The sequence below is a fragment of the Pseudomonas sp. PDM13 genome (assembly GCF_025685765.1).
GTDB lineage: Bacteria > Pseudomonadota > Gammaproteobacteria > Pseudomonadales > Pseudomonadaceae > Metapseudomonas > Metapseudomonas solani.
Genome location: NZ_JAOTQU010000036.1, coordinates 20,278 through 44,812 on the forward strand (window position 1 = coordinate 20,278; position 24,535 = coordinate 44,812).

The following is a 24,535-nucleotide window of genomic DNA, read 5'->3' on the forward strand; positions in this document are numbered from 1 at the left end:
CAGCCCGTTTCCAGAGGTATTCCATGCATATCCATATCCTCGGCATCTGCGGCACCTTCATGGGTTCGCTGGCGGTGCTGGCCAAGGAACTCGGCCACCGCGTCACCGGCTCCGATGCCAACGTCTATCCGCCCATGAGCACCCAGCTGGAGGCCCAGGGCATCGAGCTGATGCAGGGCTACGACCCCGCGCACCTGGACCCGGCGCCGGACCTGGTGGTGGTGGGCAATGCGCTGTCGCGGGGCAACCCGGCGGTGGAGCATGTGCTGAACAAGGGGCTGCCCTATGTCTCCGGCCCGCAGTGGCTGGCGGACCACGTGCTACAGGGCCGCTGGGTGATGGCGGTGGCTGGTACCCACGGCAAGACCACCACCACCAGCATGCTGGCGTGGGTGCTGGAGCATGCGGGCATGAGCCCGGGCTTCCTCATCGGTGGCGTGCCGCAGAACTTCGGCATCTCGGCGCGCCTGGGCGGCACGCCGTTCTTCGTGGTGGAGGCGGACGAGTACGACAGCGCCTTCTTCGACAAGCGCTCGAAGTTCGTTCACTACCGCCCGCGCACGGCGATCCTCAATAACCTGGAATTCGACCACGCCGACATCTTCCCGGACCTGCCCGCCATCGAGCGGCAGTTCCACCACCTGGTGCGCACCATCCCCGGCGAGGGCCTGATCATCCACCCCACCACCGAACCGGCCCTGGTGCGGGTGCTGGAAATGGGCTGCTGGACGCCGGTGCAGACCACCGGTGAAGGTGGCCAGTGGCAGGTGCGCCTGCTCAGCGAGGATGGCTCGCGCTTCGAGGTGCGGTTCGACGGCAAGGTACAGGGCACCGTGGAATGGACCCTGACCGGCCAGCACAACGTGGCCAACGCCCTGGCCACCCTTGCCGCCGCGCGCCATGTGGGCGTGGTGCCGGAGCTGGGCATCGCCGCCCTGAGTGCCTTCCGCAACGTCAAGCGGCGCATGGAGAAGGTCGCCGAAGTGAACGGCGTGACCATCTACGACGACTTCGCCCACCACCCCACCGCCATCGCTACCACCCTCGACGGCCTGCGCAAGCGCGTGGGCGAGGCGCCGGTGATCGCCATCATCGAGCCGCGCTCCAACTCCATGAAGCTGGGCGCCCACCGCGACGGCCTGCCGGAGAGCGTGGCCCAGGCCGACCAGGTGATCTGGTACGCGCCGCCGAACCTGGGCTGGGACCTGGCCGCCACGGCCGCCGCCTGCCCGGTGCCGGCGGTGGTCTGCGATTCGCTGGAGGCGATCATCGAGCGGGTGAAGGGCCAGGCGCGCCCGGGCACCGAGGTGGTGATCATGAGCAACGGCGGTTTTGGCGGCCTGCACGGCAAGCTGGCCAAGGCGCTGGAAGGCTGAGGACGACGACATGAGCGGACCCGAACGCGTCACCCTGGCGATGACCGGCGCTTCCGGCGCCCAGTACGGCCTGCGCCTGCTGGACTGCCTGGTGCAGGAAGACCGCGAGGTGCACTTCCTCATCTCCAAGGCCGCGCAGCTGGTGATGGCCACCGAGACCGAAGTCACCCTGCCGCCCAAGCCGCAGTCGATGCAGGCCTTCCTCAGCGAGTACACCGGCGCCGCGCCGGGGCAGATCCGCGTCTACGGCAAGGAAGACTGGATGGCCCCGGCGGCCTCCGGCTCCGGTGCCCCGGGGGCGATGGTGGTGGTGCCTTGCTCTACCGGCATGCTGTCGGCCATCGCCACCGGTGCCTGCAACAACCTGATCGAGCGCGCCGCGGACGTGGCGTTGAAGGAGCGGCGCAAGCTGATCCTGGTGCCCCGCGAGGCGCCGTACTCCAGCATCCACCTGGAGAACATGCTCAAGCTCTCCAACCTCGGCGCGATCATCCTGCCGGCCTCGCCGGGTTTCTATCACCAGCCGCAGACCATCGATGACCTGGTGGACTTCGTGGTGGCGCGCATCCTCAACCTGCTGGAAATCCCCCAGGACATGCTGCCGCGCTGGGGCGAGCATCACTTGCAGAGCAGCGATGACTGAACCACGCCGCACCCGCCTGGGCTTGTTCATCGGCCTGGTGCTGGTGCTCCAGGGCTGCGCCGCCGTGCGCACCCTGGACGCGGCCAAGCCCGGCGCGCCGATTATCTACTCCGGCACTCGGCTGGATTGGTATTCCCTCAATGGCGGCTGTTGCCCCAAGGACCGCTTCGGCGCCGAAGCGCCAGGCTGGGCGGCGCTCGACCTGCCGTTCAGCGCGGTGCTGGAGACGCTGTTGCTGCCGTTCGCGGTGGCGGCGGAGCTGGGCGTGGGGTTGGGTGTGACCGGCGGGAATTGAGGCGCTCCGTAGGGCTACGCGGTGATGGGTTTCGTACCTCTACCCATCCTACGGAGGAGCTCTGTGTGAGCGGTGGGTTTCGAGGCCGCTGCGAGCATCTGATCGGCCCGCCTCAGGCCGGGTCCTGGCAGACATCCACCCATTGCGCGGCGACCAGTTCGGCCATGTGCTGGGGGGCGATGCGTACGGCGCTATGGATGGCGCCGGCGGCGGGGACCACTTCGTCGAAGGCCTGCAGCGATAGGTCGCAATAAACCGGCAGCGGGGTGGCCAGGCCGAAGGGGCAGACGCCGCCGACGGGGTGGCTGGTCAGCGCCTGCACGGTTTCGGCGTCGAGCATCTTGGCCTTGGCGCCGAAGGCTTCCTTGAACTTGCGGTTATCGATGCGCGCATCGCCGCGCGCCACCACCAGCAGGTGCTGCTCGCCGACGCGGAAGGCCAGGGTCTTGGCGATACGGCCCGGTTCGACGCCGTGGGCTTCGGCGGCCAGGGCGACGGTGGCGGTGCTGGTTTCCAGTTCGATGATGGCGAGTTCGGGGGCCTTCTCGGCGAGGAAGGCGCGTACGGATTCGAGGCTCATTCGGGGCTCCTTGATTTCTGTCCGGCCGGCTCAGGCGGCCAGCTGGTGCACGGCGGCGAGGCTGTCGTCGAGGCCGTAGCGGCCCTTGCCGTCGCGGGTGACGCGGCCCATGGCGACGCTCGGGTCGTGGGTGAAGAGCAGACGGCCATTGCGCTCCAGCAGGCTGGCGAGCAGGGCTTCCTTCTCCTCGATCAGGCCTTCGGGGAAGCGGTCGTAGCCCATGGTGATGGGCAGGTGCACCCAGGGCGCGCCGGGGATCAGGTCGCCGCTGAACACCACCGGGCCGTCGGGCATGGCGATCTCCGGCAGCAGTTGCCCGGGGGTGTGGCCGTCGCTCCAGTGCAGGCGCCAGTCGGGGCCGAGGATCTCGGCGCTGGGCTGCTCGTCGATCAGCACCAGGCGGCCGCTGGCCTCCAGCAGTTCGAGCATTTCCGGGATGTAGGAGGCGCGGTCGCGCGGGTGCGGGTTGCAGGCGCGCTGCCACTGGCTGCGGCCGGTGACGAAGCGGGCGTTGGGGAACAGCAGGCGCATGGGCTGGTCCTGCTCCCAGGCGGCGAGCAGGCCGCCGGCGTGGTCGAAGTGCAGGTGGGTGAGCAGCACGATATCGATGTCGGCATCGGACAGGCCCGCCTCGGCGAGGCTGTCGAGCAGCACGTGGTGCGCCTCCTGCACGCCGAAGCGGTGCTTGAGTTCCGGCGGGAAGAAGGCACCGATACCGGTTTCGATGAGGATGTTGCGCTCGTCTTCCTGTACCAGCAGGGCGCGGCAGCCGAGGTCGATGCGGTTTTGCGCGTCCGGCTGCATCCAGCGTTCCCAGAGGGCGCGCGGGGCGTTGCCGAACATGGCGCCGCCGTCGAGTTTCTGGCTGTTGCCGGTGAGCGAGGTGAGGGTACGCATGGGGCGGTTCCGGGCTGGCTTTCAAGCGCCCAAGGCTAACCCGGTTGCGGGGGCGCCGGTCAATCCGCCCAGCCGCGATAGACGAAGGTCATGGGGCGCGGGCCCTGCAGGTAGCCGGTTTGCAGCTCGCGGATGGCGAAGCCGCCACCTTCGATCAGGCGCGGGATGTCACGGTTGAGGTGGCAGCCGCCGGCGAAGGGTTTCCACAACGGCGTGAGGCGGTGCTGCCAGCGCACCACCGGGGCGTCCGGTGCCAGGCCGTGTTCGGCGAACAGCAGGCGCCCGCCGGGCTTGAGCACGCGGCGCATTTCCTTCAGCGCTGCCGGGGCGTCGGGGATGGTGCAGAGGGTGAAGGTGCAGACGATGCTGTCGAAACTGGCGTCGCTGGCCTGGATCTCGCCCAGTTCCAGGGCGATGGTTTCCACCGGGATGGTGATGGCGTCGGCACGCTGGCGAGCCAGGGCCTGCATCTGCGCGGCGGGGTCGACGCCGATCACCACCTGCACCTTGGCCGGGTCGTAGAAACCGAGGTTCAGGCCGGTGCCGATGCCGATCTCCAGCACCTTGCCTTCGGCCTGGGGCACGATCTTCGAGCGGGTCTTCATCACTTCGCCCATGCCGCAGGCGTAGTCGATCAGGCGGGGCAGGACGTGGCGATCGTAGAAACCCATGGCGGGCAGTCCATTGCGGTTGACGAGGCGTTCACGTTAGCAGGGCGCATCCCCGCGCGGCGCGGGGATTTCGGCCAATGGCGGGAGGATTCCCGCCCGGCTCAGCGACCCAGGCGGCGCAGTTCGTCCGACTCGACGATGCGCGTGCCCTGGTCGGTTTCCAGGGCCAGGCGCCACAGGGCCCGGGCCAGGGTGCAGGCGCCGATGCCACGGTACTTGCCCGGCAGCCAGCGCATGAGCGGGGCGGCCAGGCGTTCGCCGAGGCGGAATTCGCTGCGCGGGCCGAGCAGCAGGGACGGGCGCACCAGGGTCAGCTGGGGCCAGTCCTGGGCCTTGAGCGCTGCCTCCATCTCGCCCTTGGTGCGGTTGTAGAACACCGAGGAACTGGCGTCCGCGCCCAGGGCGCTGATCACCAGGTAGTGGCGGGCGCCGAGTTCGCGGGCGCGGGCGCCGACGGCGAGCACCAGGTCGAGGTCGATGGCGCGGAAGGCTTCCTGGGAGCCGGCCTGGCGGATGGTGCTACCGAGGCAGCAGAAGGCGGTGTCCACCGGCCCCAGGAGCTGCGGCAGCAGGTCGGCGATATCGCCCACCGGGTTGTCCAGGCGCTTGTGCTCGGCGAGGGGGCGACGGGTCGGCGCGAGCACCCGCTCCACCGTGGGTTCGTTGAGCAGTCGGTCGAGCAGGTGTTCACCGGTCAAGCCCGTGGCGCCGGCGAGCAGTACGTGCTGGGGCGTCAGATGCATGCTGTTTCTCCGCTGTTACAGCTTCAGCTTAGTGGCTGGCGGCGGTTTTGCCGTCGGCCGTTGCAGGTTGCGCGGCGAGGGCCTCCTGGGCTTGCGCGGCGCGCAACTTTCGCCAATGGGCGAGCACCGGTTTCGGTGCCCAGATCTGCGGTTCGGAGGGTTCGAAACCGTCGGCCTTCTCCCATTCGGCAACCTCGGTGCGGGCGAGTTCGAAAGCACGTTCCAGGTCGTCGGTCTGGTTCAGGGCGTCGGCCAGCAGGGCGCGGCCGAAGTAGGTGAATTCGTTGTCGTCGGAGCAACCGAAGGACACCCGGTCGGCGCGGGCGGCGGTCATCACCAGGGTCTTGTCGTCCTTGAGCGCGGGGATGAAACCGCCGGAATAGCAGGCGGAGATCACCACCACCTTGTGGCGCTCCTTCAGCGGTGCCAGCACCGTGGCCAGCTCGCTGGCGGGCAGGTCGCCGAGCTGCAGGCCGGGCTGCTCGAGGGCCAGCTGGTGGTCGGCGGAGCCGTGGCTGGTGAGGTAGATGAACACCAGGTCTTCCGGCCCGCTGCGCTGGGCGATGCCCTGGATGGCGCGGGCCAGGCTCTCGCGGGTGGCCAGGGGGCGGTCGTCCATGTGATCGCGGTGGTTGATCAGGGTGATGTGGCCGTGGGCGCCGAAGCGCTGGTCGAGCAGCTTGGCGACGTAGTCGGCCTCGCGCAGGAATACGCTCTGGCGGCCGTCGCCTCCCAGGCTCAGGGAGTACAGCTCCACCGCCGGGGTGGAGGCGGGCAGGGCGTCGATGGCGGCGTCGAGCAGGCGGCCCTGTTCCAGCAGGCCGACTTCCAGGGGATTGGGCAGCGCCTTGCCGGTTTCGTCGCTGATGCGCCGGCCACCGCGCCAGGTGCCTTTCTCCTGGCCGCCGTCGGCCAGGGTCAGGGTGCCCTTGCCGGCATAGCGCCCTGCGGCGAAACCGCCTTCATAGCGGCTGCCATCGGCGAGGCTGAGGCTGCCTTCGCCCTGGTAGCGCCAGTTGCGGAAGGCGCCGGTGTACAGCTCGCCGTCCGCGCCCTTGAATTCGCCCTTGCCGGTGAGGCCGCCGTCCTTGAACTGGCCGCTCCACACCGAGCCTTCGGCGTTCTGGTAGCGGCCCTTGCCGTCGAACAGGCCGCCCTTGAAACCACCGCTGTAGAAGCCGCCGTCGGCGCCCTGGTAGTCGCCTTCGCCGTTGAGCTGGCCGGCCTTGAACAGGCCGGAATAGCGCGAGCCATCGGCGTCGGTGCGCACGCCCCGGCCGGTCTGTTCGCCGCGCTTGAACTGGCCCTGGTAGCTGCTGCCATCGGGCAGGGCGAGCTTGCCCTGGCCGTGGTAGCGGTCGTCGCGGAAGGTGCCGCTGTAGACCATGCCTTCGCGGCTGAGCGTGCCTTCGCCGTTGAATTGGTTGGCCTTGAAGCCGCCCTCGTAGAGCGTGCCGTCGCCATAGGTCATGTGGCCGTTTCCGTCGAACAGGCCGTTGCTGAAATCGCCCTGGTACTCGACGCCGTTGGGGCCGTGCCAGGTGCCGCGCCCGTTGGGCTGGCCATCCTTGAAGGTGCCTTCGAACCAGGTGCCGTTGCTGTAGTCCAGGCGCCCCGGGCCCTGCAGCAGGCCATCGACCACCGCGCCACGGTAGCGGGAGCCGTCGGGCAGGCGGGCGTCCGGCGGGGTGAGGGGTTCTCCGTCTCCGCAGGCCGCGAGGAGCAGGGCGAGCGCGAGGGGCAGCAGCGGTTTCATCGACAGTCCCTTGAAGGTGGATACGGCTGGTGCAAGTGTGGCGTAAAAAAGCCCGCTATTGCGGGCTTTTCTTTTCAGTCAGGCAGGGGCTCAGGTCCACTGGGTGATCTTGTTGCCCTGTTTGTCGGTGAAGGCGCCGACGATGATCATGATGAAGTCGATCAGGGTCCAGATGCCCAGGCCGCCGAGGGTGAGGATCTGCAGGATGGCGGTGCCGATCTTGCCGGCGTAGAAGCGATGTGCGCCGAAGGTGCCCAGGAAGAAGCACAGCAGGAAGGCCGGGAGAATGCGTTTTTCGGTCATGGAACTGTCCTTGTTGAGAAAGCGGGTGCCGATTGGCGGCGGCATTCTAGCGAACGCGGCGCCCTGGCGGCGAGTAGCGGGAGGGATGCCGGCGGAGAGCCGCCGGCAGGGGCTTCAGACGAAGCAGAGGCTGAGGGATTCGGCGATGTAGGCAGGCTTGGCCTGGCCTTCGATCTCCAGGGTGGCGCGGGCCTTGATCAGCCACTGGCCGGGGTTCTTCTCGGTGACGTCCATGATGGTGAGCGCCAGGCGGACGCGGGAGTCCACCTTCACCGGCTGGATGAAGCGCACGCTGTCCAGGCCGTAGTTGATGCCCATCTTCATGCCTTCGGGCAGTACCAGCAGCCCTTCGGTGAGTACCGGGATCAGCGACAGGGTGAGGAAACCGTGGGCGATGGTGGTGCCGAAGGGGGTGTGCTTGGCCTTCTCCGGGTCAACATGGATGAACTGGTGGTCGCCGGTGCACTCGGCGAACTGGTCGATGCGACCCTGGTCGATGGTCAGCCACTCGGAGTGGCCCAGGTCCTTGCCTATGTAGTTCTTCAGTTCGGATACAGGTACGAACGGCATGCTTCATCCTCCGTGGACGTGGTTTGTTGTTCTTCTTGCTGGGTCTTTGGCCGACCCTGGATTCAACGCCGTCTAGATCAGCATGGCCGGATGCCAGGGGTCAAGCTGGCATGCCCCCTGCGAATGGCGGGTTATAGCGAGGGTGGCGAGCGGGCCTATAATGGCGCGATCCTGGCAACGGCCCCTCTGCAGCGGGCCTTGCGCGCGGTTCGCCGTTTGCTTCCTCGACCTATCCGGAGATTTTCATGCTTTTGCGCGGCCTGACCTGGCTGGTGCTGTTCCAGTTGCTTGGCACCGGGATCAACGCCCTTTTCCTGCACATGCTGCCCGGCCCCATCATCGGCCTGGTGCTGCTGTTCCTGTTCCTCGTCGCCCGGGGCGAAGTGGGTGAGCCGCTGTCGGTGGCCTCCAGCAGCCTGCTGCGCTACCTGCCGTTGCTGCTGGTGCCGCCGGCGGTGGGGGTGATGGTCTATGCCCAGGCGATCTGGGCGGACTTCTGGGCGGTGGTCGGCGCGCTGGCGCTGTCGGTGTTCTTCTCGATGCTGTTCGTGGGCTGGCTGATGCAGCGCCTGATCGACCGCAAGGCCCGCCAGGAGGGTCGCCCATGAGCATCGACTGGCACGGCGCCTGGCAGGCCATCGCCCACCATCCGCTGTTCGGCGTCGGCCTGACGCTGGCGGCCTACCAGCTGTCCATCTTCCTCTACGAGAAGACCCGGCTGATGTTCCTGCAGCCGGTGCTGGTGTCCATGGCCCTGGTGATCGCGGTGCTGGTGCCCCTGGGCATCGGCTACGAAGAGTACCGCCAGAGCACCACCCTGCTGACCTTGCTGCTGGGCCCGGCCACCGTGGCCCTGGCGGTGCCGTTGTTCCTCAACCTCAAGCGCATCCGCCAATTGTTCTGGCCGACGCTGATCACCCTGTTCATCGGCGGCCTGGTTGCTACGGTTATGGGCGTGGGCCTGGCCTGGGCCTTCGGTGCCGAGCACATGATGCTGATGACCATGGCGCCGAAGTCGGTGACTTCGCCCATCGCCATGCTGGTGGCCGAGCAGATCGGTGGCGTGGCGGCGCTGGCAGCGGTGTTCGTGCTGATCACCGGCGTCATCGGCGCCACCCTCGGCCCGGAGTTGCTGCGCCGCATCGGCGTGCGTCACCCGGCGGCCCAGGGCATGGCGCTGGGCATCACCGCCCACGCCGTGGGCACCGCCCGGGCGTTGCAGGAAGGCGAGGAGTGTGGCGCCTTCGCGGCGCTGGCGATGAGTTTGATGGGTGTGGCCACCGCGGTGCTGTTGCCGCTGGCCGTTGCGATGGTCGTTTGAGGTCGTGTCGATGAATCTGCCGCTGTTTCCGCTCAATACCGTGCTCTTCCCCGGCTGCTCGCTCGACCTGCAGCTGTTCGAGGCGCGCTACCTGGACATGATCGGCCGCTGCATGAAGCAGGGCACCGGCTTCGGCGTGGTCTGCATCCTTGAGGGCGAGGAGGTGGGCGACGCGGCCAGCCGTTTCTCCGGCATGGGCTGCGAGGCGGTGATCCGCGACTTCAAGCAGTTGCCCAACAGCCTGCTGGGGATTCGCGTGGAGGGCGGGCGGCGTTTCAAGGTGACCCGCGCCGAGGTGCTGCCCGACCAATTGACGGTCGCCGATATCGAGTGGCTGGACGAGGCCGAGGAACGCCCGCTGCAGCCCGAGCACGCCGACCTCGCCGCGCTGCTCAACGCCCTGGCCGAGCACCCGCTGGTGCAGGGGCTTGGCATGGGCGGCCTGGCCAATGGGCAGCAGGAGCTGGCCAACCAGCTGGCCTACCTGCTGCCGTTCTCGCTCAAGGAAAAGCTCGAACTCCTGGCGCTGGGCGACCCCGAGCAGCGCCTGGATCACCTGCAGGGGCTGCTCAACAAGCTGCAGGGCGACATGATCGCCTGAGCCGCCCGCTCCTCCCTTCCCGGGCTACCGGCTCCCGATCACTTGTAGCGGTACATGGCGAAGGCCTCGGGCAGGGCCCAGGTGGCCACGCCGCCGAGCAGGGCGATGCAGGCCGGGAGCACCAGCCACCAGACCCTCGCGCTCATTGCTGGCATCGGCTCGTCACGCTGCAGGATGGCCAGCCAGGCCGCGCAGATGCAGCCGGCCAGCAGGGCGCCGGCGAGGATGTCGGTGGGCCAGTGCACCCCCAGGTAGACCCGTGACAGGGCGATGGCCAGCGCCGGCAGGCAGGCCAGCAGCAGCCAGGTCAGGCGCATGCGTGCGGGCTGCGAACGGCCGGCCAGCACACCCAGTACCAGGAAGAAGGCGAAGGCCGCCGAGCTGTGGCCGCTGGGGAAGCTGAAGGTGCTCAGGGGCTCGGCCAGCACCTCCGGCCGGGCGCGGGCGAACAGCTGCTTCAGGCCGCCATTGGCCAGTGCCGTGCACACCAGGGTGGCACCGGCGAACACCGCGTGGCGCCATTGCCGGGCGACCAATAGCAGCGAGGTGAGCAGGGCGCCGGCGAACAGCTGGGTGCGGAAATCGCCGAGGCGGGTGACCAGCACCATGAAGCTGTCGAGGGTGTCGTTGCGCTGCTCCTGCACCAGCGCCATCAGGCCCTGGTCGAAGTCGTGCAGGTAGGACCAGCCGAAGAACAGCCCCGCCAGCAGCGCCAGGCTGAGGCCGGCGGCCAGAGGCGTCGCCCAGCGCTTCTCGCGCAGGCTGCCCTGGAGGATCAGCGCCAGCATCGCCAGCACGGCGACCACCACCACACCGGCTTCCTTCCAGAACCCCTCCGGCAAGGGCAGGCGGAAGGCCGCGCCCGTGGCCCAGCCGGGCAGCAGGTAGGCCACCGACCAGCCGGCCGCAGCGAGCAGGCTCACGGCGATGAAGCGCGGCAGCGGCATGTCGAGCATGCCAGCGACCATGGGCAGCATCGGCCGCAGCGGGCCGATGTAGCGGCCCACCAGCAGGCTGGCGACGCCGTAGCGGTTGAAGTAGTTCTCCGCCCCGGCCAGCCATTCCGGGTGGTGGCGCAGGCCCGGCAGGCGGCGGATGTTCTGGTGGAAGCGCCGGCCCAGCCCATAGGAGATGGCATCCCCCAGCAGGCCGCCGAAGTAGCCCAGCAGCAGGGTTTCCCAAAGCCCCAGCGCGCCGCTGCCGGCCATCACGGCGACGGCGAACAGCAGCACGGTGCCGGGCACGATGATGCCGGCGATGGCCAGGCATTCGACGCAGGCGATGATGAAGATGGCCAGGCCCAGCCACTGCGGGTGGGCGCCGAGCCAGGTGGTGAGGGCGTCGAGCCATTCGCTCATGGGGTCGTTCCTTCGATCAGGTGATAGTGCTGCCCTTCGACCTGCCCACGGCGCAAAGGGTTGCGTGTGCAGTGCCGTGCATAGCCGGCGTCGACGAAGCGGTAGAGCAGGTGTTCGTCGCGGCCGTGGGGAATGCCCAGGCGGGTGGTCTGGATGATCTGAGTCGGTCGCTCGCCAACGTCTTCGACGAACAGCCGGGTGGGGTCGAAACGCTGCGCATCCCATTCCTTCACGCGCAGGCCCATGGCCTTGCACAGCAGGGTCTGGCCGGCGCAGAGGCGCTCGGGCGGGCGCGGGATGCCGTTGGCGTCGGGGTTGTTGAGCTGCATGGCGATCAGTGCCTCGGGGCCGCAGATCGCGTCCTGCCAGGGGTGGCCGGACTTGATCAGCACGGCGTTGCCGGGGCCCTGGGCGCTGAAGTTGAGCGAATCGCCGCCGCGTGCGTAGTACATATAGATGTGGCCGCCATCGAGGAACAGCGCCCGGCGCTTCTCGGTGTAGCCGAGGGAGGCGTGGCTGCCTTTCTCTGCGCAGTAATAGGCTTCGGTCTCGATGATGCGCGCCGACAGCCAGTGCTCGCCGACCCGGTGGCGGATGACCTTGCCGAGCAGTTCACGGGCCAGCAGTTGTGCGTCGCGGTCGAAGAAGGCATCGCCCAGGGCGCGGTCGTGCGGCCAGGGCAAACTTAGGGTGGGAACGGTGGGCATGGGCTGTCTTGGCTATCCGCAGCGGCTTAGGCTGGCGATTATACGTAAGCCTCGACGGCCGGCAGCTGAACGGCTGGATGGGAAACACCGAGAAAAACAATAAAGAGTCCTGCCATGTCCAGAACCGCTCGGGCCGACAGCGCCCACATCACGCCCAGCGCGCACTACACCGGTTATGTCTGGTACCGCCATCACCTGGCCGACCCGGCGTTCGCCACCTCCCTCGGGCGCTGGGTGCATGGCCTGCTCAGCCCCATCACCTGGGGCGCGCGGGTGGGCTTCGGCCTGGATATCGAGAACTTCCTGCTGCAACGCCACCTGATGATCGACGCCCGGCTCGACGCCGCCATCGCCAGTGGCACGACCCAGGTGGTGGAGATCGCCTGCGGGTTGTCGCCCCGGGGTCGGCGCTTCTGCGAGCGCTACCCGGAGCTGCGTTACCTGGAGGCCGACCTGCCGCCCATGGCCGCGCGCAAGCGCCTGCTGCTGCACGGCGAGGGCTGGCTCAACAGCCGCCACCAGGTGCGCGCCGTGGACATTCTCGCGGGTGAGGGCGGGCAGGGGCTGGATGCACTGTTCGCCGGGCTGGACCGCCACCGACCGGTAGTGGTGATCACCGAGGGGTTGGTCAACTACTTCGAGCTGCCGGTGATCGAGGGCTTCTGGCAGCGCCTGGCCGACCAGCTGCGTGCCTTCCCCTCGGCCACCTACCTCACCGACCTCTACCCGGACCTGCGCGAGCACCCGCGCTACCGCCAGGTGCGCTGGGGCGTCGACCTGGTCGGCCGCTTCACCCGCGGCAACTACCCGCTGCACTACCGCGACGGCGCGGCCATCATCGACGGCTTCAACCGTTGTGGTTTCCCCCGGGTGCAGGTGCTGGACCCGCAGGTGGATGGCGCCGACCTTGGCTTGAGCATGGGGCGGTGGCCCACCCTGGTCCGCGTCGTCGAGGCTTCCATATGAAAAGCGGCAAGCGGCAAGCCACAAGCCACAAGCCACAAGCCACAAGCCACAAGCCACAAGCCAGAAGCCAAAAGCCAAAAGCCAAAAGCCAAAAGCTTCAAGAGCATTCCTGGCTTCCAGCTTCCAGCTTCCAGCTTCCAGCTTCCAGCTTTCAGGCTGCTGCCGCCGCCATCTGCCAGGGGCCGACCTGGGCGGCGAGGGCGGCGCTGGCCTGGGCGTCGACATGGGTGAACACCAGCGACAGCGTGTCGCTCTGCCGGCGCAGGGGCAGCAGTTCCAGTGCTGGCAGGTCGCCGGCGCGCAGGCTCCAGCCCCGGGTGGGGAGGGTGGCTGGCAGGTCGCCGTGCAGCAGGCCGCCGAAGAAGCCCAGCTCGCTCACTTCCACGCTTAGCTCTCCCAGTTCCGGGTGGAACAGGCGGCCGTTGCGGTCGAGCGGGGCGAGGCGGGGTTCCTGGCGTTTCTCCAGGTTGCCGAGCATGCCCCGCGCCAGGCGCGCGGCACCGGGGGCCTGCTGCGGCAGCGGGTTGCCCTTGAAGAAGGGCACGTAGAGGCGCGAGCAGGCGTCGCGGCGTTCGAACTGGGCCAGGTGATCGCCGTTCTCGATCAGCGCGCAGTCGGCATCGTCGCAGGCGGCGGCGAACAGCGCGTGTTCCCAGGGCTGGGTGAAGTGGTCGTATTCGCCGGCCAGCACCAGGGTCGGGCAGCGCGGGTGCTGGGCGAAGCCGCCGAAATCCAGCAGGCGCCGGCTGTTCTGCCGGTAGCGCTCCTGCTCCACCGGCGACAGGCGCTGCAGCTGGCGCAGCATGGCCTTGCGGAAGCCCGGGGTGATGCCGGTGGCATCCAGGCGCAGCGGGTTGATCAGACCGATCAGCACGCCCTGGGCGAAGGCCGCGAGGTTGCCTTCGGCGAGCATCAGCAGGCCTTCCTCCAGCAACGCGCGGGCGCCGTCGCGGCCGAAGGCGGTGATGCCGGCCAGCAGCAGGCGCTCGCAGCGTTGCGGGTGGCGGCTGGCGAACAGCGCTGCCAGGGCCGAACCGTAGGAGAGGCCGATGGGCATTAGCGGCGGCAGCGCCAGTTCCTCGGCGAAGTCGGCGATCAGGTCGGCCAGTTGCTCCAGCCCCAGCTCGGGGGCCAGTTGCAGGTTGCCGCCCTGGCCGGGGAGGTCGAGAAGGATGACCGGGTGCTCGCCGAGCAGCTCCTCCACCTCGGCGGCGAAGGAGCGGAAGCTCTGGAAGGCGCCGCCGAGCATGAGCACCGGCGTTCGTGGGTCGTCTGCATGGTGGGACCAGGCCTGGTAATGCAGGCACCAGGGGCCGATGTGGAGCCTCTCGGGGGGGGAGGCGAGCAGGTCTGCGCTGTATCCGGTGCGATAGAGCATGGCGATTCTCCGGCGCTCGGGCGCCTTGTTGTTGTTCTCGCCGCGAGTCGGGGCGCGGGGCACGACCTCAAGGTAAACATCGGTGACGATTTTGTTTACCCAACCTTCGGGCGGCAAAAAGCCAGTATTTTTCCCCGGGTGTCACCGTATCCCCTGCAACCGCGGGGGCTGGCGCTTGCGGGTGGGAGGCTGGGAGGGCGCGGAACGGGCTGTTTACCATCCGCCCGGCGCCGCTGGGCGTGGCGGGGCGCGCGGGCTATAATCGCCCACTTTTCCCAACTGCCAGACCGCCGAGACCATGACCGAGTCCGTTCTCGATTACATGACCCGCCTGGGCCGCGCCGCGCGCGCCGCCTCGCGCGTGGCCGCCCGTGCCAGCACCGCGCAGAAGAACCGCGCCCTGCTGGCCGCCGCCGATGCCCTGGACGCCGCCCGTGGCGAGCTGTCCGCCGCCAATGAGCAGGACCTGGCCAACGGCCGGGCCAACGGTCTGGAGCCAGCCATGCTGGATCGCCTGGCGCTGACTCCGGCACGCATCGACGACATGATCGAGGGCCTGCGCCAGGTGGCCACCCTGCCGGACCCCATCGGCGAGATCCGCGACATGCGCTACCTGCCTTCGGGCATCCAGGTGGGCAAGATGCGCGTGCCCCTGGGCGTGATCGGCATCATCTACGAGTCGCGCCCGAACGTGACCATCGATGCGGCCAGCCTGTGCCTGAAGTCCGGCAACGCCACCATCCTGCGGGGCGGCTCCGAAGCCATCCATTCCAACCAGGCCATTGCCCTGTGCATCCAGAAGGGCCTGGCCGACGCCGGCCTGCCGGCCGAGCTGGTGCAGGTGGTCGAGACCACCGACCGCGCTGCCGTGGGCGCGCTGATCAGCATGCCGGAGTTCGTCGACGTCATCGTGCCGCGTGGCGGCAAGGGCCTGATCGAGCGCGTCAGTCGTGATGCCAAGGTGCCGGTGATCAAGCACCTGGACGGCATCTGCCACGTCTATATCGACATCGCCGCGGACCTGGACAAGGCGATTCGCGTCGCCGACAACGCCAAGACCCAGCGCTACGCACCCTGCAACACCATGGAAACGCTGCTGGTGCATGCCGGCATCGCCGAGCGCGTGCTGCCGCCGCTGGCCGCCATCTACCGCGACAAGCAGGTGGAGCTGCGTGGCGACGCCGCCACCCGCGCGCTGCTGGGCAGTGATGTGCTGGAGGCGACCGAGGAAGACTGGCGCACCGAATACAACGCACCGATCCTGTCGATCCGCATCGTCGCCGGGCTGGATGAGGCCATCGAGCACATCAACGCCTACGGCTCGCAGCACACCGACGCGATCATCACCGAGAACTTCAGCGACGCCCGTCGTTTCCTCACCGAAGTGGATTCCGCCTCGGTGATGGTCAACGCCTCGACGCGCTTCGCCGATGGGTTCGAGTACGGCCTGGGCGCGGAGATCGGTATTTCCACCGACAAGCTGCACGCCCGTGGCCCGGTCGGCCTGGAAGGCCTGACCAGCGAGAAGTACGTGGTCTTCGGTGACGGTCACGTGCGCACCTGATGGGCAAACGCATCGGTCTGTTCGGCGGTACCTTCGATCCTGTGCACATCGGCCACTTGCGTGGTGCGCTGGAGGTCGCCGAGCTGATGGGGTTCGACGAGTTGCGTCTGATCCCCAGCGCCAGGCCGCCGCACCGCGAGACGCCGCAGGTTTCTGCGACCGATCGCCTGGAAATGGTCCAGCGTGCGGTGGCCGACCTGCCGCCGTTGCGGGTGGATGACCGCGAACTGAAGCGCGACCGGCCGTCCTGGACCATCGATACCCTGGAGTCCGTGCAGGCCGAGCTGGGCACGGACGACTCGCTTTACCTGCTGCTGGGCTGGGACGCCTTCTGCGGCCTGCCGAGCTGGCACCGCTGGGAGGAGCTGCTGGAGCACTGCCACATCCTGGTGTTGCAGCGGCCGGATGCCGACAGCGAACCACCGGAAGCACTGCGCGACCTGCTGGCGGCGCGCAGTGTCGCCGACCCCCTGGCCCTGGCCGGGCGCGGTGGGCAGATTTCCTTTGTATGGCAGGCACCGCTGGCGGTGTCCGCCACGCAGATCCGCCAATTGCTGGCCACCGGGCGTTCGGTACGATTCCTCGTCCCCGATGCGGTGCTGGCCTATATCCATGAGCACGGCCTGTACCGTGCGACGAGCTGAATGATCGAGGTAGTTGAACCGATGCAAAACGAAGAACTGGTCAAGGTCGCTCTTGCGGCCCTGGAAGACATGAAGGCCCAGGACATCACCACCATCGATGTACGCGGCAAGACCAGCGTCACCGATTTCATGGTGATCGCCAGCGGTACCTCCAGCCGCCACGTCAAGTCGATCGCCGACAACGTGCTGGAGAAGGTCAAGGAACAAGGCGTGCGCCCCCTGGGCAGCGAAGGCCTGGACAGCGGCGAATGGGCCCTGCTGGACCTGGGCGATGTGGTCGTCCACGTGATGCAGGTCGCCACCCGCCAGTTCTATGACCTCGAGCGCCTGTGGCAGGGTGCCGAGCAGAGCCGCGCCCAGCATCCCCAGGAATAACGGAGCGTCGCCTTGCGTCTGCGTCTGATCGCCGTTGGCTCGCGCATGCCCCGCTGGGTGGAGGAGGGTTGGCACGAGTACGCCAAGCGCCTGCCGTCCGAACTCGCCCTCGAACTGGTGGAGATCCCCCTGACCACGCGCGGCAAGAACGCCGACGTGGCGCGGATGATCCGCCAGGAAGGCGAGGCGATGCTGGCCAAGGTGCAACCCGGGGAACGCATCGTCACCCTGGAAGTCGAAGGCCGCGCCTGGAGCACCGAGCAACTGGCGGTGGAACTGGACCGCTGGCGTCTCGACTCGCGCACCGTGAACCTTATGGTCGGTGGCCCGGAAGGGCTGGCCCCCGAGGTTTGCGCGCGCAGTGAGCAACGCTGGTCGTTGTCGCCGTTGACCCTGCCGCACCCGCTGGTGCGGATTCTGGTCGGCGAGCAGATCTACCGTGCCTGGACCGTGCTGTCCGGCCACCCCTATCACAAGTAAGCCGTACCGATGCCGCAGCCGATCCGCCTGAAAGACCACGAGAAGGATGCCCGCCTGGTGCGGCGTCGCGTCGTCGTCGGCGCTTTGGTGGTGCTGCTGCTGACCTGCGTGCTGATCGCCCGCCTTTATTACCTGCAGGTGATCCAGTACGAGTACCACTCGACGCTGTCCGAGAACAACCGCGTCCACGTCCAGCCGATCCCGCCGACCCGTGGCCTGATCTATGACCGCAATGGCCTGATCATCGCCGACAACCGGCCGAGCTTCAGCCTCACGGTGACCCGCGAGCGCGCCGGCGACTGGGAGCAGACCCTGGACGTGATAGTCGAGGCGCTGCAGCTGAGCGCCGATGACCGGGCGCTGTTCGAGAAGCGCATGAAGCAGGGCCGTCGTCCCTTCGAGCCAGTGCCCATCCTCTTCGAACTCTCGGAGGAGCAGATCGCCCGCGTGGCGGTGAACCAGTTCCGCCTGCCGGGCGTGGAGGTGGTGGCGCAGCTGGTGCGGCACTACCCCCAGGGGGCGCACTTCGCCCATTCGGTGGGCTACGTCGGGCGCATCAACGAGAAGGAGCTCAAGGAGCTCGACCCGATCAACTACAGCGGCACCCACCATATCGGCAAGACCGGCATCGAGCGCTTCTACGAAGACACGCTGCACGGCGAGGTGGGTTACGAGGAAGTCGAGACCAACGCCCGTGGCCGCGTGCTGCGGGTGCTCAAGCGTACCGACCCGAAGCCGGGCAAGGACCTGGTGCTGACCATCGACACGCACCTGCAGGAGGCGGCCGAGGCGGCCCTGGCCGGGCGTCGCGGTGCCATCGTGGCGATCGAGCCCTCCAGCGGCGACGTGCTGGCGATGGTCAGCCAGCCGAGCTTCGATCCCAACCCCTTCGTCACCGGCATCAGCTTCAAGCAGTACGCCGAGCTGCGCGACTCCATCGACCGGCCGCTGTACAACCGCGTGTTGCGCGGCCTTTACCCGCCGGGTTCGACGGTGAAGCCGATGGTGGCCGTTTCGGGGCTGGACGCTGGTGTGGTCACCCCGGATTCCCGGGTGTTCGACCCCGGCTTCTACCAGTTGCCCAACTACGACCACAAGTACCGCAACTGGAACCGCAGCGGCGACGGCTGGGTGAACCTGGAGACCGCGATCATGCGGTCCAACGACACCTACTTCTACGACCTCGCCCACAAGATGGGCATCGATCGCCTGCACACCTACATGAGCCGCTTCGGCTTCGGCCAGAAGGTCGCCCTGGACATGTTCGAGGAAACCACCGGGCTGATGCCGTCCCGTGACTGGAAGCGTGCCCGCTACCGCCAGGCCTGGTACCCGGGCGAGACGCTGATCCTCGGCATCGGTCAGGGCTACATGCAGGCCACGCCGCTGCAGCTGGCCCAGGCCACCTCGCTGATGGCCAACCGCGGCAAGTGGATCCGCCCGCACCTGGCCAAGACCATCGAAGGCAAGCCGCCGGAAGACCCGAACCCGATGCCGGACATCGCGCTGCGCGACCCGAAGTTCTGGGACTACGGCCGCATTGGCATGGAGCAGGTGGTGCACGGCGCCCGCGGTACCGCGCGCAAGGTTGGCGATGCATCGGTGTACCGCATCGCCGGCAAGTCCGGTACCGCACAGGTGGTGGCGATCAAGCAGGGCGAGAAGTACGACCGCTCCAAGCTGCAGGAGCGCCACCGCGACCACGCGCTGTTCATCGGCTTCGCCCCGGCGGACAACCCGAAGATCGCCGTGGCGGTGATGGTGGAGAACGGCGAATCCGGCTCCGGCGTCGCCGCACCCGTGGTGAAGCAGGTGATGGATGCCTGGCTGCTGGGCCCCGATGGCCAGTTGAAACCCGAGTTCCAGCCACCGCAGGCGCCCCTCACCGCCGAGAAGAGCCCGAGCCGATGAACAGCAACTTCGACCGCACCCTGTCCAACGAGGACGTGATGCGCCGCCGCGCGAGCCTGCTGCAGCGCCTGCACATCGACGGCCAGTTGCTCCTGCTGCTGCTGCTCCTGGCTGCCGGCAGCCTGTTCGTCCTTTATTCGGCCAGCGGCAAGCACTGGGACCTGCTGATGAAGCAGACCTCGTCCTTCGGCCTCGGCCTGGTGGCGATGGTGGTGATCGCCCAGTTCGAACCGCGCTTCCTCGCCCGCTGGGTGCCCCTGGGCTACGTCGGCGGCGTGTCGCTGCTGATAGTGGTGGACATCATGGGCCACAACGCCATGGGCGCGACACGCTGGATCAACATCCCCGGGGTGATCCGCTTCCAGCCCGCCGAGTTCATGAAGATCCTGATGCCGGCGACCATCGCCTGGTACCTGTCCAAACGCACCTTGCCACCCAAGCTCAAGCACGTGGTGGTGAGCCTGGCGCTGATCGTCGTGCCCTTCATCCTGGTGGTGCGCCAGCCGGACCTCGGCACCGCGCTGCTGATCCTCGCCTCGGGCGCCTTCGTGCTGTTCATGGCCGGGCTGCAGTGGCGCTGGATACTCGGCGCGGTCACGGCGGTGGTGCCGATCGCGGTGGGGATGTGGTTCTTCGTCATGCACGACTACCAGAAACAGCGCGTGCTGACCTTCCTCGACCCGGAGAGCGACCCGCTCGGCACCGGCTGGAACATCATCCAGTCGAAGGCGGCGATCGGTTCGGGCGGGGTGTTCGGCAAGGGCTGGCTGCTGGGCACCCAGTCGCACCTGGATTTTTTGCCCGAAAGCCACACGGACTTTATCATTGCCGTCCTCGGCGAAGAGTTCGGCCTGGTCGGCGTGTGCATCCTGCTGCTGGTCTACATGCTGCTGATCGGTCGCGGCCTGGTCATCACCGCCCAGGCGCAGACCCTGTTCGGCAAGCTGCTGGCGGGCAGCCTGACCATGACCTTCTTCGTTTATGTGTTCGTCAACATCGGCATGGTCAGTGGCCTGCTGCCGGTGGTTGGAGTGCCTCTTCCCTTCATCAGCTACGGCGGAACTTCGCTGGTTACGCTGCTGTCAGGGTTTGGGGTTTTGATGGCCATCCATACCCATCGCAAGTGGATCGCCCAGGTTTGATACGAGTGAATAATTTGAAAATACTGCGCAACTGGATGATGCGAGGGGCCCTGGGAGTGGGCTTCTGCGGCGTGCTGGGTGCAGCCGCCCCCGCATTGGCGGGCGACTATGAAGGAAGCCCCCAGGTCGCCGAGTTCGTTGCGGAGATGACCCGCGACTATGGTTTCGCCGGGGAGCAACTGGTCAGCCTGTTCCGCGAGGTCGAGCGCAAGCAGGCGATCCTCGATGCCATCTCGCGGCCGGCCGAACGGGTCAAGCCGTGGAAGGAATACCGGCCGATCTTCATCACCGATGCCCGCATCCAGAAAGGCGTGGATTTCTGGAACAAGCACGCCGACGCCCTGGCCCGCGCCGAGAAAGAGTACGGCGTGCCCGCCCAGGTGATAGTCGCCATCATTGGCGTCGAGACCTTCTATGGCGGCAACACCGGCAGCTACCGGGTGATCGATGCGCTCTCCACCCTGGGCTTCGACTACCCGCCGCGCGCCGACTTCTTCCGCAAGCAACTCAAGGAATTCCTCCTGCTGGCGCGTGAAGAGCAGGTCGACCCGCTCACCCTGAAAGGTTCCTACGCCGGCGCCATGGGCCTGCCGCAGTTCATGCCGGGCAGCTTCCGCGCCTACGCGGTGGACTTCGACGGTGACGGCCACATCGATATCTGGAACAACCCGGTGGATGCCATCGGCAGCGTGGCCAGCTACTTCAAGCGCCATGGCTGGGTGGCCGGCGAGCCGGTGGTGAGCCGCGCCCAGGTGCGTGGCGAGAATGCCGAGCAGGGCCTCACCGAAGGCCTGGACCCGGTGAAGAATGTCGGCGAACTGCGTGCCCTGGGCTGGGCAAGCGGTGACGCCTTGCGCGATGATCTCGCCGTCACGGCCTTCCGGCTGGATGGCGTCGACGGCATGGAGTATTGGATGGGCCTGCCCAACTTCTACGTGATCACCCGCTACAATCGCAGCGTGATGTATTCCATGGCGGTGCATCAGCTTTCAGAATCCTTGGTCAATGCACGGGGCGGGCGTTAACAGATGCAGCCAATGCCTATAAGAATCGCTGCTTACGGTGTCCTGGCGCTGATGCTCGCCAGTTGCTCCAGCAGCCGTACCCCGCAGCCGGTACAGCAGGGCGGAAATATTTCCGGCCCCGGCGACTATTCGCGCCCTCACCGTGACGGCGCCCCCTGGTGGGACGTGGACGTCTCGCGGATTCCCGATGCCGTGCCCATGCCGCACTACGGCTCGTACAAGGCCAACCCCTATACGGTGCTCGGCAAGACCTACTACCCGATGAGCGATGCGCGCCGCTACCAGGCCACCGGCACCGCCTCCTGGTACGGCACCAAGTTCCACGGCCAGGCCACCGCCAACGGCGAGGCCTATGACCTCTACGGCATGACCGCCGCGCACAAGACCCTGCCGCTGCCGAGCTACGTCAAGGTGACCAACCTGGACAACGGCCGCACCGTGATCCTGCGGGTCAACGACCGTGGCCCGTTCTACTCCGACCGCATCATCGACCTGTCCTTCGCTGCCGCGAAGAAGCTCGGCTATGCCGAGAGCGGCACCGCGCGGGTCAAGGTGGAAGGCATCGACCCCAACGAGTGGTGGGCCGCCCAGGGCCGCCCGGTGCCCATGGTGCTGGCACAGCCGCAGCAGGTGGCCAAGGCGCAGCCGGCGCCGAGCGTCGCACAGGTCGCTTCCGCACCCGTGGAGCAGTACACGCCGCCGCCCGCACAGCACGCAGCCGCCGTGCTGCCCGTGCAGATCGACGCAAAAAAAAACGGTTCACTCGGAGCATCTGGCCTGTATCTCCAGGTGGGCGCCTTCGCCAATCCGGACGCTGCGGAGCTCCTCAAGGACAAGCTGAGCGGGATGGTGAGTGCCCCGGTATTCATCAGCTCGGTCGTGCGCAATCAGCAGATCCTGCACCGGGTACGCCTGGGGCCGATCGACACGCAGGGTGAAGCACAGCAATTGCAGGACAGCGTACGCCTGGCCAACCTCGGCCAGCCGACCCTGGTGAAGCCGGACTGACGGCTTCGTTCTTTGCCCGCAAGGGCCTGTTAGACCATTAGCAACTTCAGAGAGACGGATGAACATCATCAGCTTTGCGAAACGCCTTCTACTGCCAGCAGCCCTGCTCATCGCCGCGCCGGTCGCCCTGGCCGCCGAGCAGATCGTCCCATCGCCGCCGCAACTGGCTGCCAAGGCCTATGTGCTGATGGATGCCGCCAGTGGCCAGGTCCTGGTCGAGAACAACGGTGACGAGCGCCTGCCGCCCGCCAGCCTGACCAAGCTGATGACCGCGTACATCGCCACCCTGGAGATCCGCAAGGGTCAGATCGGCGAGAACGACCCGGTGACCATCAGCGAGCACGCATGGCGCACCGGCGGTTCGCGCATGTTCGTGCAGGTGAACACCCAGGTGTCGCTGAGCGACCTGCTGCACGGCATCATCATCCAATCCGGCAACGACGCCAGCGTCGCGGTGGCCGAGCACATTGCCGGCAGCGAAGACGCCTTCGCCGACATGATGAACACCACCGCCGAGAAACTCGGCATGGTCGGCAGCCACTTCATGAACGCCACCGGCCTGCCCAACCCGGAGCACTACTCCACCGCGCACGACATGGCCCGCCTGGCCCGCGCGATCATCTACGAGGATCCGGCGCACTACGCCATCTACTCGCAGAAGGAGTTCTTCTGGAACAACATCAAGCAGCCCAACCGCAACCTGCTGCTGTGGCGCGACAAGACCGTCGACGGCCTGAAGACCGGCCACACCGAGGAAGCCGGCTTCTGCCTGGTGGCCTCTGCCGTGCGTGACAACCAGCGTCTGATCGCCGTGGTGTTCGGCACCAACAGCGAGCAGGCCCGCGCCGCCGAGACCCAGAAGCTGCTGACCTACGGTTTCCGCTTCTTCGAGACCAAGACCTTCTATCAGAAGGGTGCCGAGCTGGCGAAAGCCCAGGTATGGAAGGGCGCTTCCCGCGAAGTGAAGGCCGGCCTGGCCAGCGACCTGACCATGACCCTGCCGAAAGGCCAGCTGCAGAAGCTGCAGGCTGCCATGACCCTGTCCCCGCAGCTGGTCGCGCCCATCAAGCAGGGCGATGTGATCGGCAAGGTCGAGGTCAAGCTGGACGACAAGGTGGTGCACAGCGCCGACCTGGTCGCCCTGGAGGCCGTCGAGGAAGGTGGCTTCTTCCGCCGCGTGTGGGATAGCATCCGCCTGTTCTTCTACGGCCTGTTCAACTAAGCCGTACCCACCGACCTACTGAGCCGACGCCCCGCCCCCCATCCGGGTGGCGGGGCGTCCGCATCGCGGGCCACGAGTCCGCCGCCGCCATGACCGACGAAACCGACGTACAACCCCCGAAAATCGAATTCCCCTGCGAGCGCTACCCGATCAAGGTGATCGGCGATGCCGGCGAGGGCTTCTCCGACCTGGTCATCGAGATCATCCAGCGCCATGCGCCGGACCTCGACGTCACCACCCTGGTGGCGCGTGACAGCCGCAATGGCCGCTTCCTCTCCGTGCAGGTGCTGATCACCGCCACGGGCGTGGACCAGCTCCAGGCCATCCACAGCGACCTCCGGGCCACCGGCCGTGTGCACATGGTGCTCTAGTGGCACCTGAACTCATCGTGCGTCATCTGGGGTTGGCGGAGTACCTGCCGACCCTGGAGGCGATGCGTCGCCTGACCGCTGAGCGCGACGACAGCACCCCCGACGAAATCTGGCTGCTGCAGCACCCCCGCGTCTTCACCCAGGGGCAGGCCGGCAAGGCCGAGCACCTGCTGGCACCCGGGGATATCCCGGTGGTCCAGGTGGATCGCGGTGGCCAGGTCACCTACCACGGCCCCGGCCAGCTGGTGGGCTACCTGATGCTCGACCTGCGCCGCCTGGGACTGGGCGTGCGCGAACTGGTCACGGCGATGGAGCAGAGCCTGGTCGATGTGCTGGCCGGATACGGTATCGAGGCCGCGCCCAAGGCGGACGCGCCCGGCGTTTATGTCGCGGGCGACAAGATCGCCTCGCTGGGGCTGCGGGTCAGCCGTGGATGCTCCTTCCATGGCCTGGCACTGAACGTGGACATGGACATGTCGCCCTTCCAGCGCATCAACCCCTGCGGCTACGCCGGGCTGAAGATGGTGCAGCTCCGCGAGCTGCTCGACTCGCCGCCGTCGTTCGACGAGGTGGCGCAGCGGCTGGAACGCGTCCTGCGCGACCGGCTCTACCCGCGCTAAGCGGGCAC

Annotated in this window: 28 protein-coding genes; 18 read left to right on the top strand and 10 right to left on the bottom strand. The window is 67.5% G+C overall.

Annotated elements, in window-relative coordinates; all coding sequences use genetic code 11:
- Positions 1 to 23 precede the first annotated feature (23 nt).
- The 3 genes from mpl to OEJ36_RS27770 are packed head-to-tail and all read left to right on the top strand — an operon-like array spanning position 24 to position 2,314.
- Positions 24 to 1,376 (top strand): UDP-N-acetylmuramate:L-alanyl-gamma-D-glutamyl-meso-diaminopimelate ligase, encoded by a 1,353-nt coding sequence (gene mpl / locus OEJ36_RS27760; RefSeq protein WP_263404262.1) that lies wholly within the window; start codon positions 24 to 26, stop codon positions 1,374 to 1,376.
- 10 nt (positions 1,377 to 1,386) lie between these two features.
- On the top strand, positions 1,387 to 2,019 hold the full coding sequence (gene ubiX / locus OEJ36_RS27765) for a flavin prenyltransferase UbiX (RefSeq protein ID WP_263404263.1): 633 nt from the start codon (positions 1,387 to 1,389) through the stop codon (positions 2,017 to 2,019).
- The gene (locus OEJ36_RS27770) at positions 2,012 to 2,314 is read left to right on the top strand and encodes a YceK/YidQ family lipoprotein (protein ID WP_263404264.1); all 303 of its coding nucleotides are present in this window, start codon (positions 2,012 to 2,014) and stop codon (positions 2,312 to 2,314) included. The genes ubiX and OEJ36_RS27770 overlap by 8 nt, the downstream gene beginning before the upstream one ends.
- A 112-nt stretch (positions 2,315 to 2,426) precedes the next feature.
- Here the strand turns inward: OEJ36_RS27770 and OEJ36_RS27775 are convergent, their stop codons facing one another.
- From OEJ36_RS27775 to OEJ36_RS27805, 7 genes are all read right to left on the bottom strand, one after another.
- Positions 2,427 to 2,894: a YbaK/EbsC family protein gene (locus OEJ36_RS27775; RefSeq protein ID WP_184489622.1), complete on the bottom strand. Its 468-nt coding sequence runs from the start codon at positions 2,892 to 2,894 to the stop codon at positions 2,427 to 2,429.
- 30 nt (positions 2,895 to 2,924) lie between these two features.
- A complete protein-coding gene (locus tag OEJ36_RS27780; protein WP_263404265.1) occupies positions 2,925 to 3,791 on the bottom strand; it encodes an MBL fold metallo-hydrolase in 867 nt (288 codons plus the stop codon).
- Positions 3,792 to 3,850: 59 nt separating this feature from the next.
- Positions 3,851 to 4,462 (bottom strand): class I SAM-dependent methyltransferase, encoded by a 612-nt coding sequence (locus OEJ36_RS27785; protein ID WP_263404266.1) that lies wholly within the window; start codon positions 4,460 to 4,462, stop codon positions 3,851 to 3,853.
- Between the two features lie 101 nt (positions 4,463 to 4,563).
- The gene (locus OEJ36_RS27790; RefSeq protein WP_263404267.1) at positions 4,564 to 5,205 is read right to left on the bottom strand and encodes an oxidoreductase; all 642 of its coding nucleotides are present in this window, start codon (positions 5,203 to 5,205) and stop codon (positions 4,564 to 4,566) included.
- Positions 5,206 to 5,233: 28 nt separating this feature from the next.
- Positions 5,234 to 6,961, bottom strand: a complete 1,728-nt coding sequence (locus OEJ36_RS27795; RefSeq protein ID WP_263404268.1) for a C13 family peptidase — start codon at positions 6,959 to 6,961, stop codon at positions 5,234 to 5,236.
- A 90-nt stretch (positions 6,962 to 7,051) separates the two neighbouring features.
- Positions 7,052 to 7,264, bottom strand: a complete 213-nt coding sequence (locus OEJ36_RS27800) for a TM2 domain-containing protein (protein ID WP_021221502.1) — start codon at positions 7,262 to 7,264, stop codon at positions 7,052 to 7,054.
- A gap of 114 nt (positions 7,265 to 7,378) precedes the next feature.
- Positions 7,379 to 7,834, bottom strand: a complete 456-nt coding sequence (locus OEJ36_RS27805) for a MaoC family dehydratase (RefSeq protein WP_021221501.1) — start codon at positions 7,832 to 7,834, stop codon at positions 7,379 to 7,381.
- A gap of 245 nt (positions 7,835 to 8,079) precedes the next feature.
- On the opposite strand from OEJ36_RS27805, the gene OEJ36_RS27810 reads away from it, so the two are divergent.
- From OEJ36_RS27810 to OEJ36_RS27820, 3 genes are read left to right on the top strand one after another with little or no spacing between them, the layout of a single operon-like run.
- Positions 8,080 to 8,442, top strand: a complete 363-nt coding sequence (locus tag OEJ36_RS27810; RefSeq protein WP_021221500.1) for a CidA/LrgA family protein — start codon at positions 8,080 to 8,082, stop codon at positions 8,440 to 8,442.
- A gap of 2 nt (positions 8,443 to 8,444) precedes the next feature.
- The gene (locus tag OEJ36_RS27815; RefSeq protein ID WP_031288489.1) at positions 8,445 to 9,155 is read left to right on the top strand and encodes an LrgB family protein; all 711 of its coding nucleotides are present in this window, start codon (positions 8,445 to 8,447) and stop codon (positions 9,153 to 9,155) included.
- A gap of 10 nt (positions 9,156 to 9,165) precedes the next feature.
- On the top strand, positions 9,166 to 9,756 hold the full coding sequence (locus tag OEJ36_RS27820) for an LON peptidase substrate-binding domain-containing protein (protein ID WP_263404269.1): 591 nt from the start codon (positions 9,166 to 9,168) through the stop codon (positions 9,754 to 9,756).
- 38 nt (positions 9,757 to 9,794) lie between these two features.
- On the opposite strand, the gene OEJ36_RS27825 is transcribed toward OEJ36_RS27820, so the two are convergent.
- Positions 9,795 to 11,114: a bifunctional DedA family/phosphatase PAP2 family protein gene (locus OEJ36_RS27825; protein WP_263404270.1), complete on the bottom strand. Its 1,320-nt coding sequence runs from the start codon at positions 11,112 to 11,114 to the stop codon at positions 9,795 to 9,797.
- The gene (locus tag OEJ36_RS27830; RefSeq protein ID WP_263404271.1) at positions 11,111 to 11,821 is read right to left on the bottom strand and encodes a DNA-3-methyladenine glycosylase; all 711 of its coding nucleotides are present in this window, start codon (positions 11,819 to 11,821) and stop codon (positions 11,111 to 11,113) included. Before OEJ36_RS27830 ends, OEJ36_RS27825 begins: the two co-directional genes overlap by 4 nt.
- A 114-nt stretch (positions 11,822 to 11,935) precedes the next feature.
- On the opposite strand from OEJ36_RS27830, the gene OEJ36_RS27835 reads away from it, so the two are divergent.
- Positions 11,936 to 12,787: a class I SAM-dependent methyltransferase gene (locus OEJ36_RS27835; protein ID WP_263404272.1), complete on the top strand. Its 852-nt coding sequence runs from the start codon at positions 11,936 to 11,938 to the stop codon at positions 12,785 to 12,787.
- A gap of 151 nt (positions 12,788 to 12,938) precedes the next feature.
- Here OEJ36_RS27835 and OEJ36_RS27840 read toward each other — a convergent pair whose 3' ends face one another.
- Positions 12,939 to 14,165 carry an alpha/beta fold hydrolase gene (locus OEJ36_RS27840; protein WP_263404273.1) on the bottom strand — a complete coding sequence of 409 codons (1,227 nt, stop codon included), beginning with the start codon at positions 14,163 to 14,165 and terminating at the stop codon, positions 12,939 to 12,941.
- A 298-nt stretch (positions 14,166 to 14,463) separates the two neighbouring features.
- Here OEJ36_RS27840 and OEJ36_RS27845 point away from each other — a divergent pair, with 298 nt between their 5' ends.
- The 11 genes from OEJ36_RS27845 to lipB all read left to right on the top strand — a co-directional run bounded on the left by OEJ36_RS27845 (position 14,464) and on the right by lipB (position 24,527).
- Positions 14,464 to 15,729: a glutamate-5-semialdehyde dehydrogenase gene (locus OEJ36_RS27845; RefSeq protein ID WP_263404274.1), complete on the top strand. Its 1,266-nt coding sequence runs from the start codon at positions 14,464 to 14,466 to the stop codon at positions 15,727 to 15,729.
- Positions 15,729 to 16,373, top strand: coding sequence for a nicotinate-nucleotide adenylyltransferase (gene nadD / locus OEJ36_RS27850; protein ID WP_184489631.1), 645 nt, complete (start codon positions 15,729 to 15,731; stop codon positions 16,371 to 16,373). The genes OEJ36_RS27845 and nadD overlap by 1 nt, the downstream gene beginning before the upstream one ends.
- A 21-nt stretch (positions 16,374 to 16,394) precedes the next feature.
- A complete protein-coding gene (gene rsfS / locus OEJ36_RS27855) occupies positions 16,395 to 16,748 on the top strand; it encodes a ribosome silencing factor (protein WP_031288488.1) in 354 nt (117 codons plus the stop codon).
- A 12-nt stretch (positions 16,749 to 16,760) separates the two neighbouring features.
- Positions 16,761 to 17,228, top strand: coding sequence for a 23S rRNA (pseudouridine(1915)-N(3))-methyltransferase RlmH (gene rlmH, locus OEJ36_RS27860; protein ID WP_021221490.1), 468 nt, complete (start codon positions 16,761 to 16,763; stop codon positions 17,226 to 17,228).
- Positions 17,229 to 17,237: 9 nt separating this feature from the next.
- Positions 17,238 to 19,139 carry a penicillin-binding protein 2 gene (gene mrdA / locus OEJ36_RS27865; protein ID WP_263404275.1) on the top strand — a complete coding sequence of 634 codons (1,902 nt, stop codon included), beginning with the start codon at positions 17,238 to 17,240 and terminating at the stop codon, positions 19,137 to 19,139.
- 38 nt (positions 19,140 to 19,177) lie between these two features.
- Positions 19,178 to 20,281 carry a rod shape-determining protein RodA gene (gene rodA, locus OEJ36_RS27870; protein ID WP_263404288.1) on the top strand — a complete coding sequence of 368 codons (1,104 nt, stop codon included), beginning with the start codon at positions 19,178 to 19,180 and terminating at the stop codon, positions 20,279 to 20,281.
- Between the two features lie 14 nt (positions 20,282 to 20,295).
- Positions 20,296 to 21,306 (top strand): lytic murein transglycosylase B, encoded by a 1,011-nt coding sequence (mltB, locus tag OEJ36_RS27875; RefSeq protein ID WP_263404289.1) that lies wholly within the window; start codon positions 20,296 to 20,298, stop codon positions 21,304 to 21,306.
- A 3-nt stretch (positions 21,307 to 21,309) separates the two neighbouring features.
- Complete coding sequence (locus OEJ36_RS27880) at positions 21,310 to 22,314, top strand: septal ring lytic transglycosylase RlpA family protein (protein WP_031288485.1); 1,005 nt, start codon at positions 21,310 to 21,312, stop codon at positions 22,312 to 22,314.
- Between the two features lie 58 nt (positions 22,315 to 22,372).
- A complete protein-coding gene (locus tag OEJ36_RS27885) occupies positions 22,373 to 23,536 on the top strand; it encodes a D-alanyl-D-alanine carboxypeptidase family protein (protein WP_263404276.1) in 1,164 nt (387 codons plus the stop codon).
- Between the two features lie 89 nt (positions 23,537 to 23,625).
- On the top strand, positions 23,626 to 23,907 hold the full coding sequence (locus tag OEJ36_RS27890; protein WP_263404277.1) for a DUF493 domain-containing protein: 282 nt from the start codon (positions 23,626 to 23,628) through the stop codon (positions 23,905 to 23,907).
- A complete protein-coding gene (gene lipB, locus OEJ36_RS27895) occupies positions 23,907 to 24,527 on the top strand; it encodes a lipoyl(octanoyl) transferase LipB (RefSeq protein ID WP_263404278.1) in 621 nt (206 codons plus the stop codon). Before OEJ36_RS27890 ends, lipB begins: the two co-directional genes overlap by 1 nt.
- Positions 24,528 to 24,535: the final 8 nt, after the last annotated feature.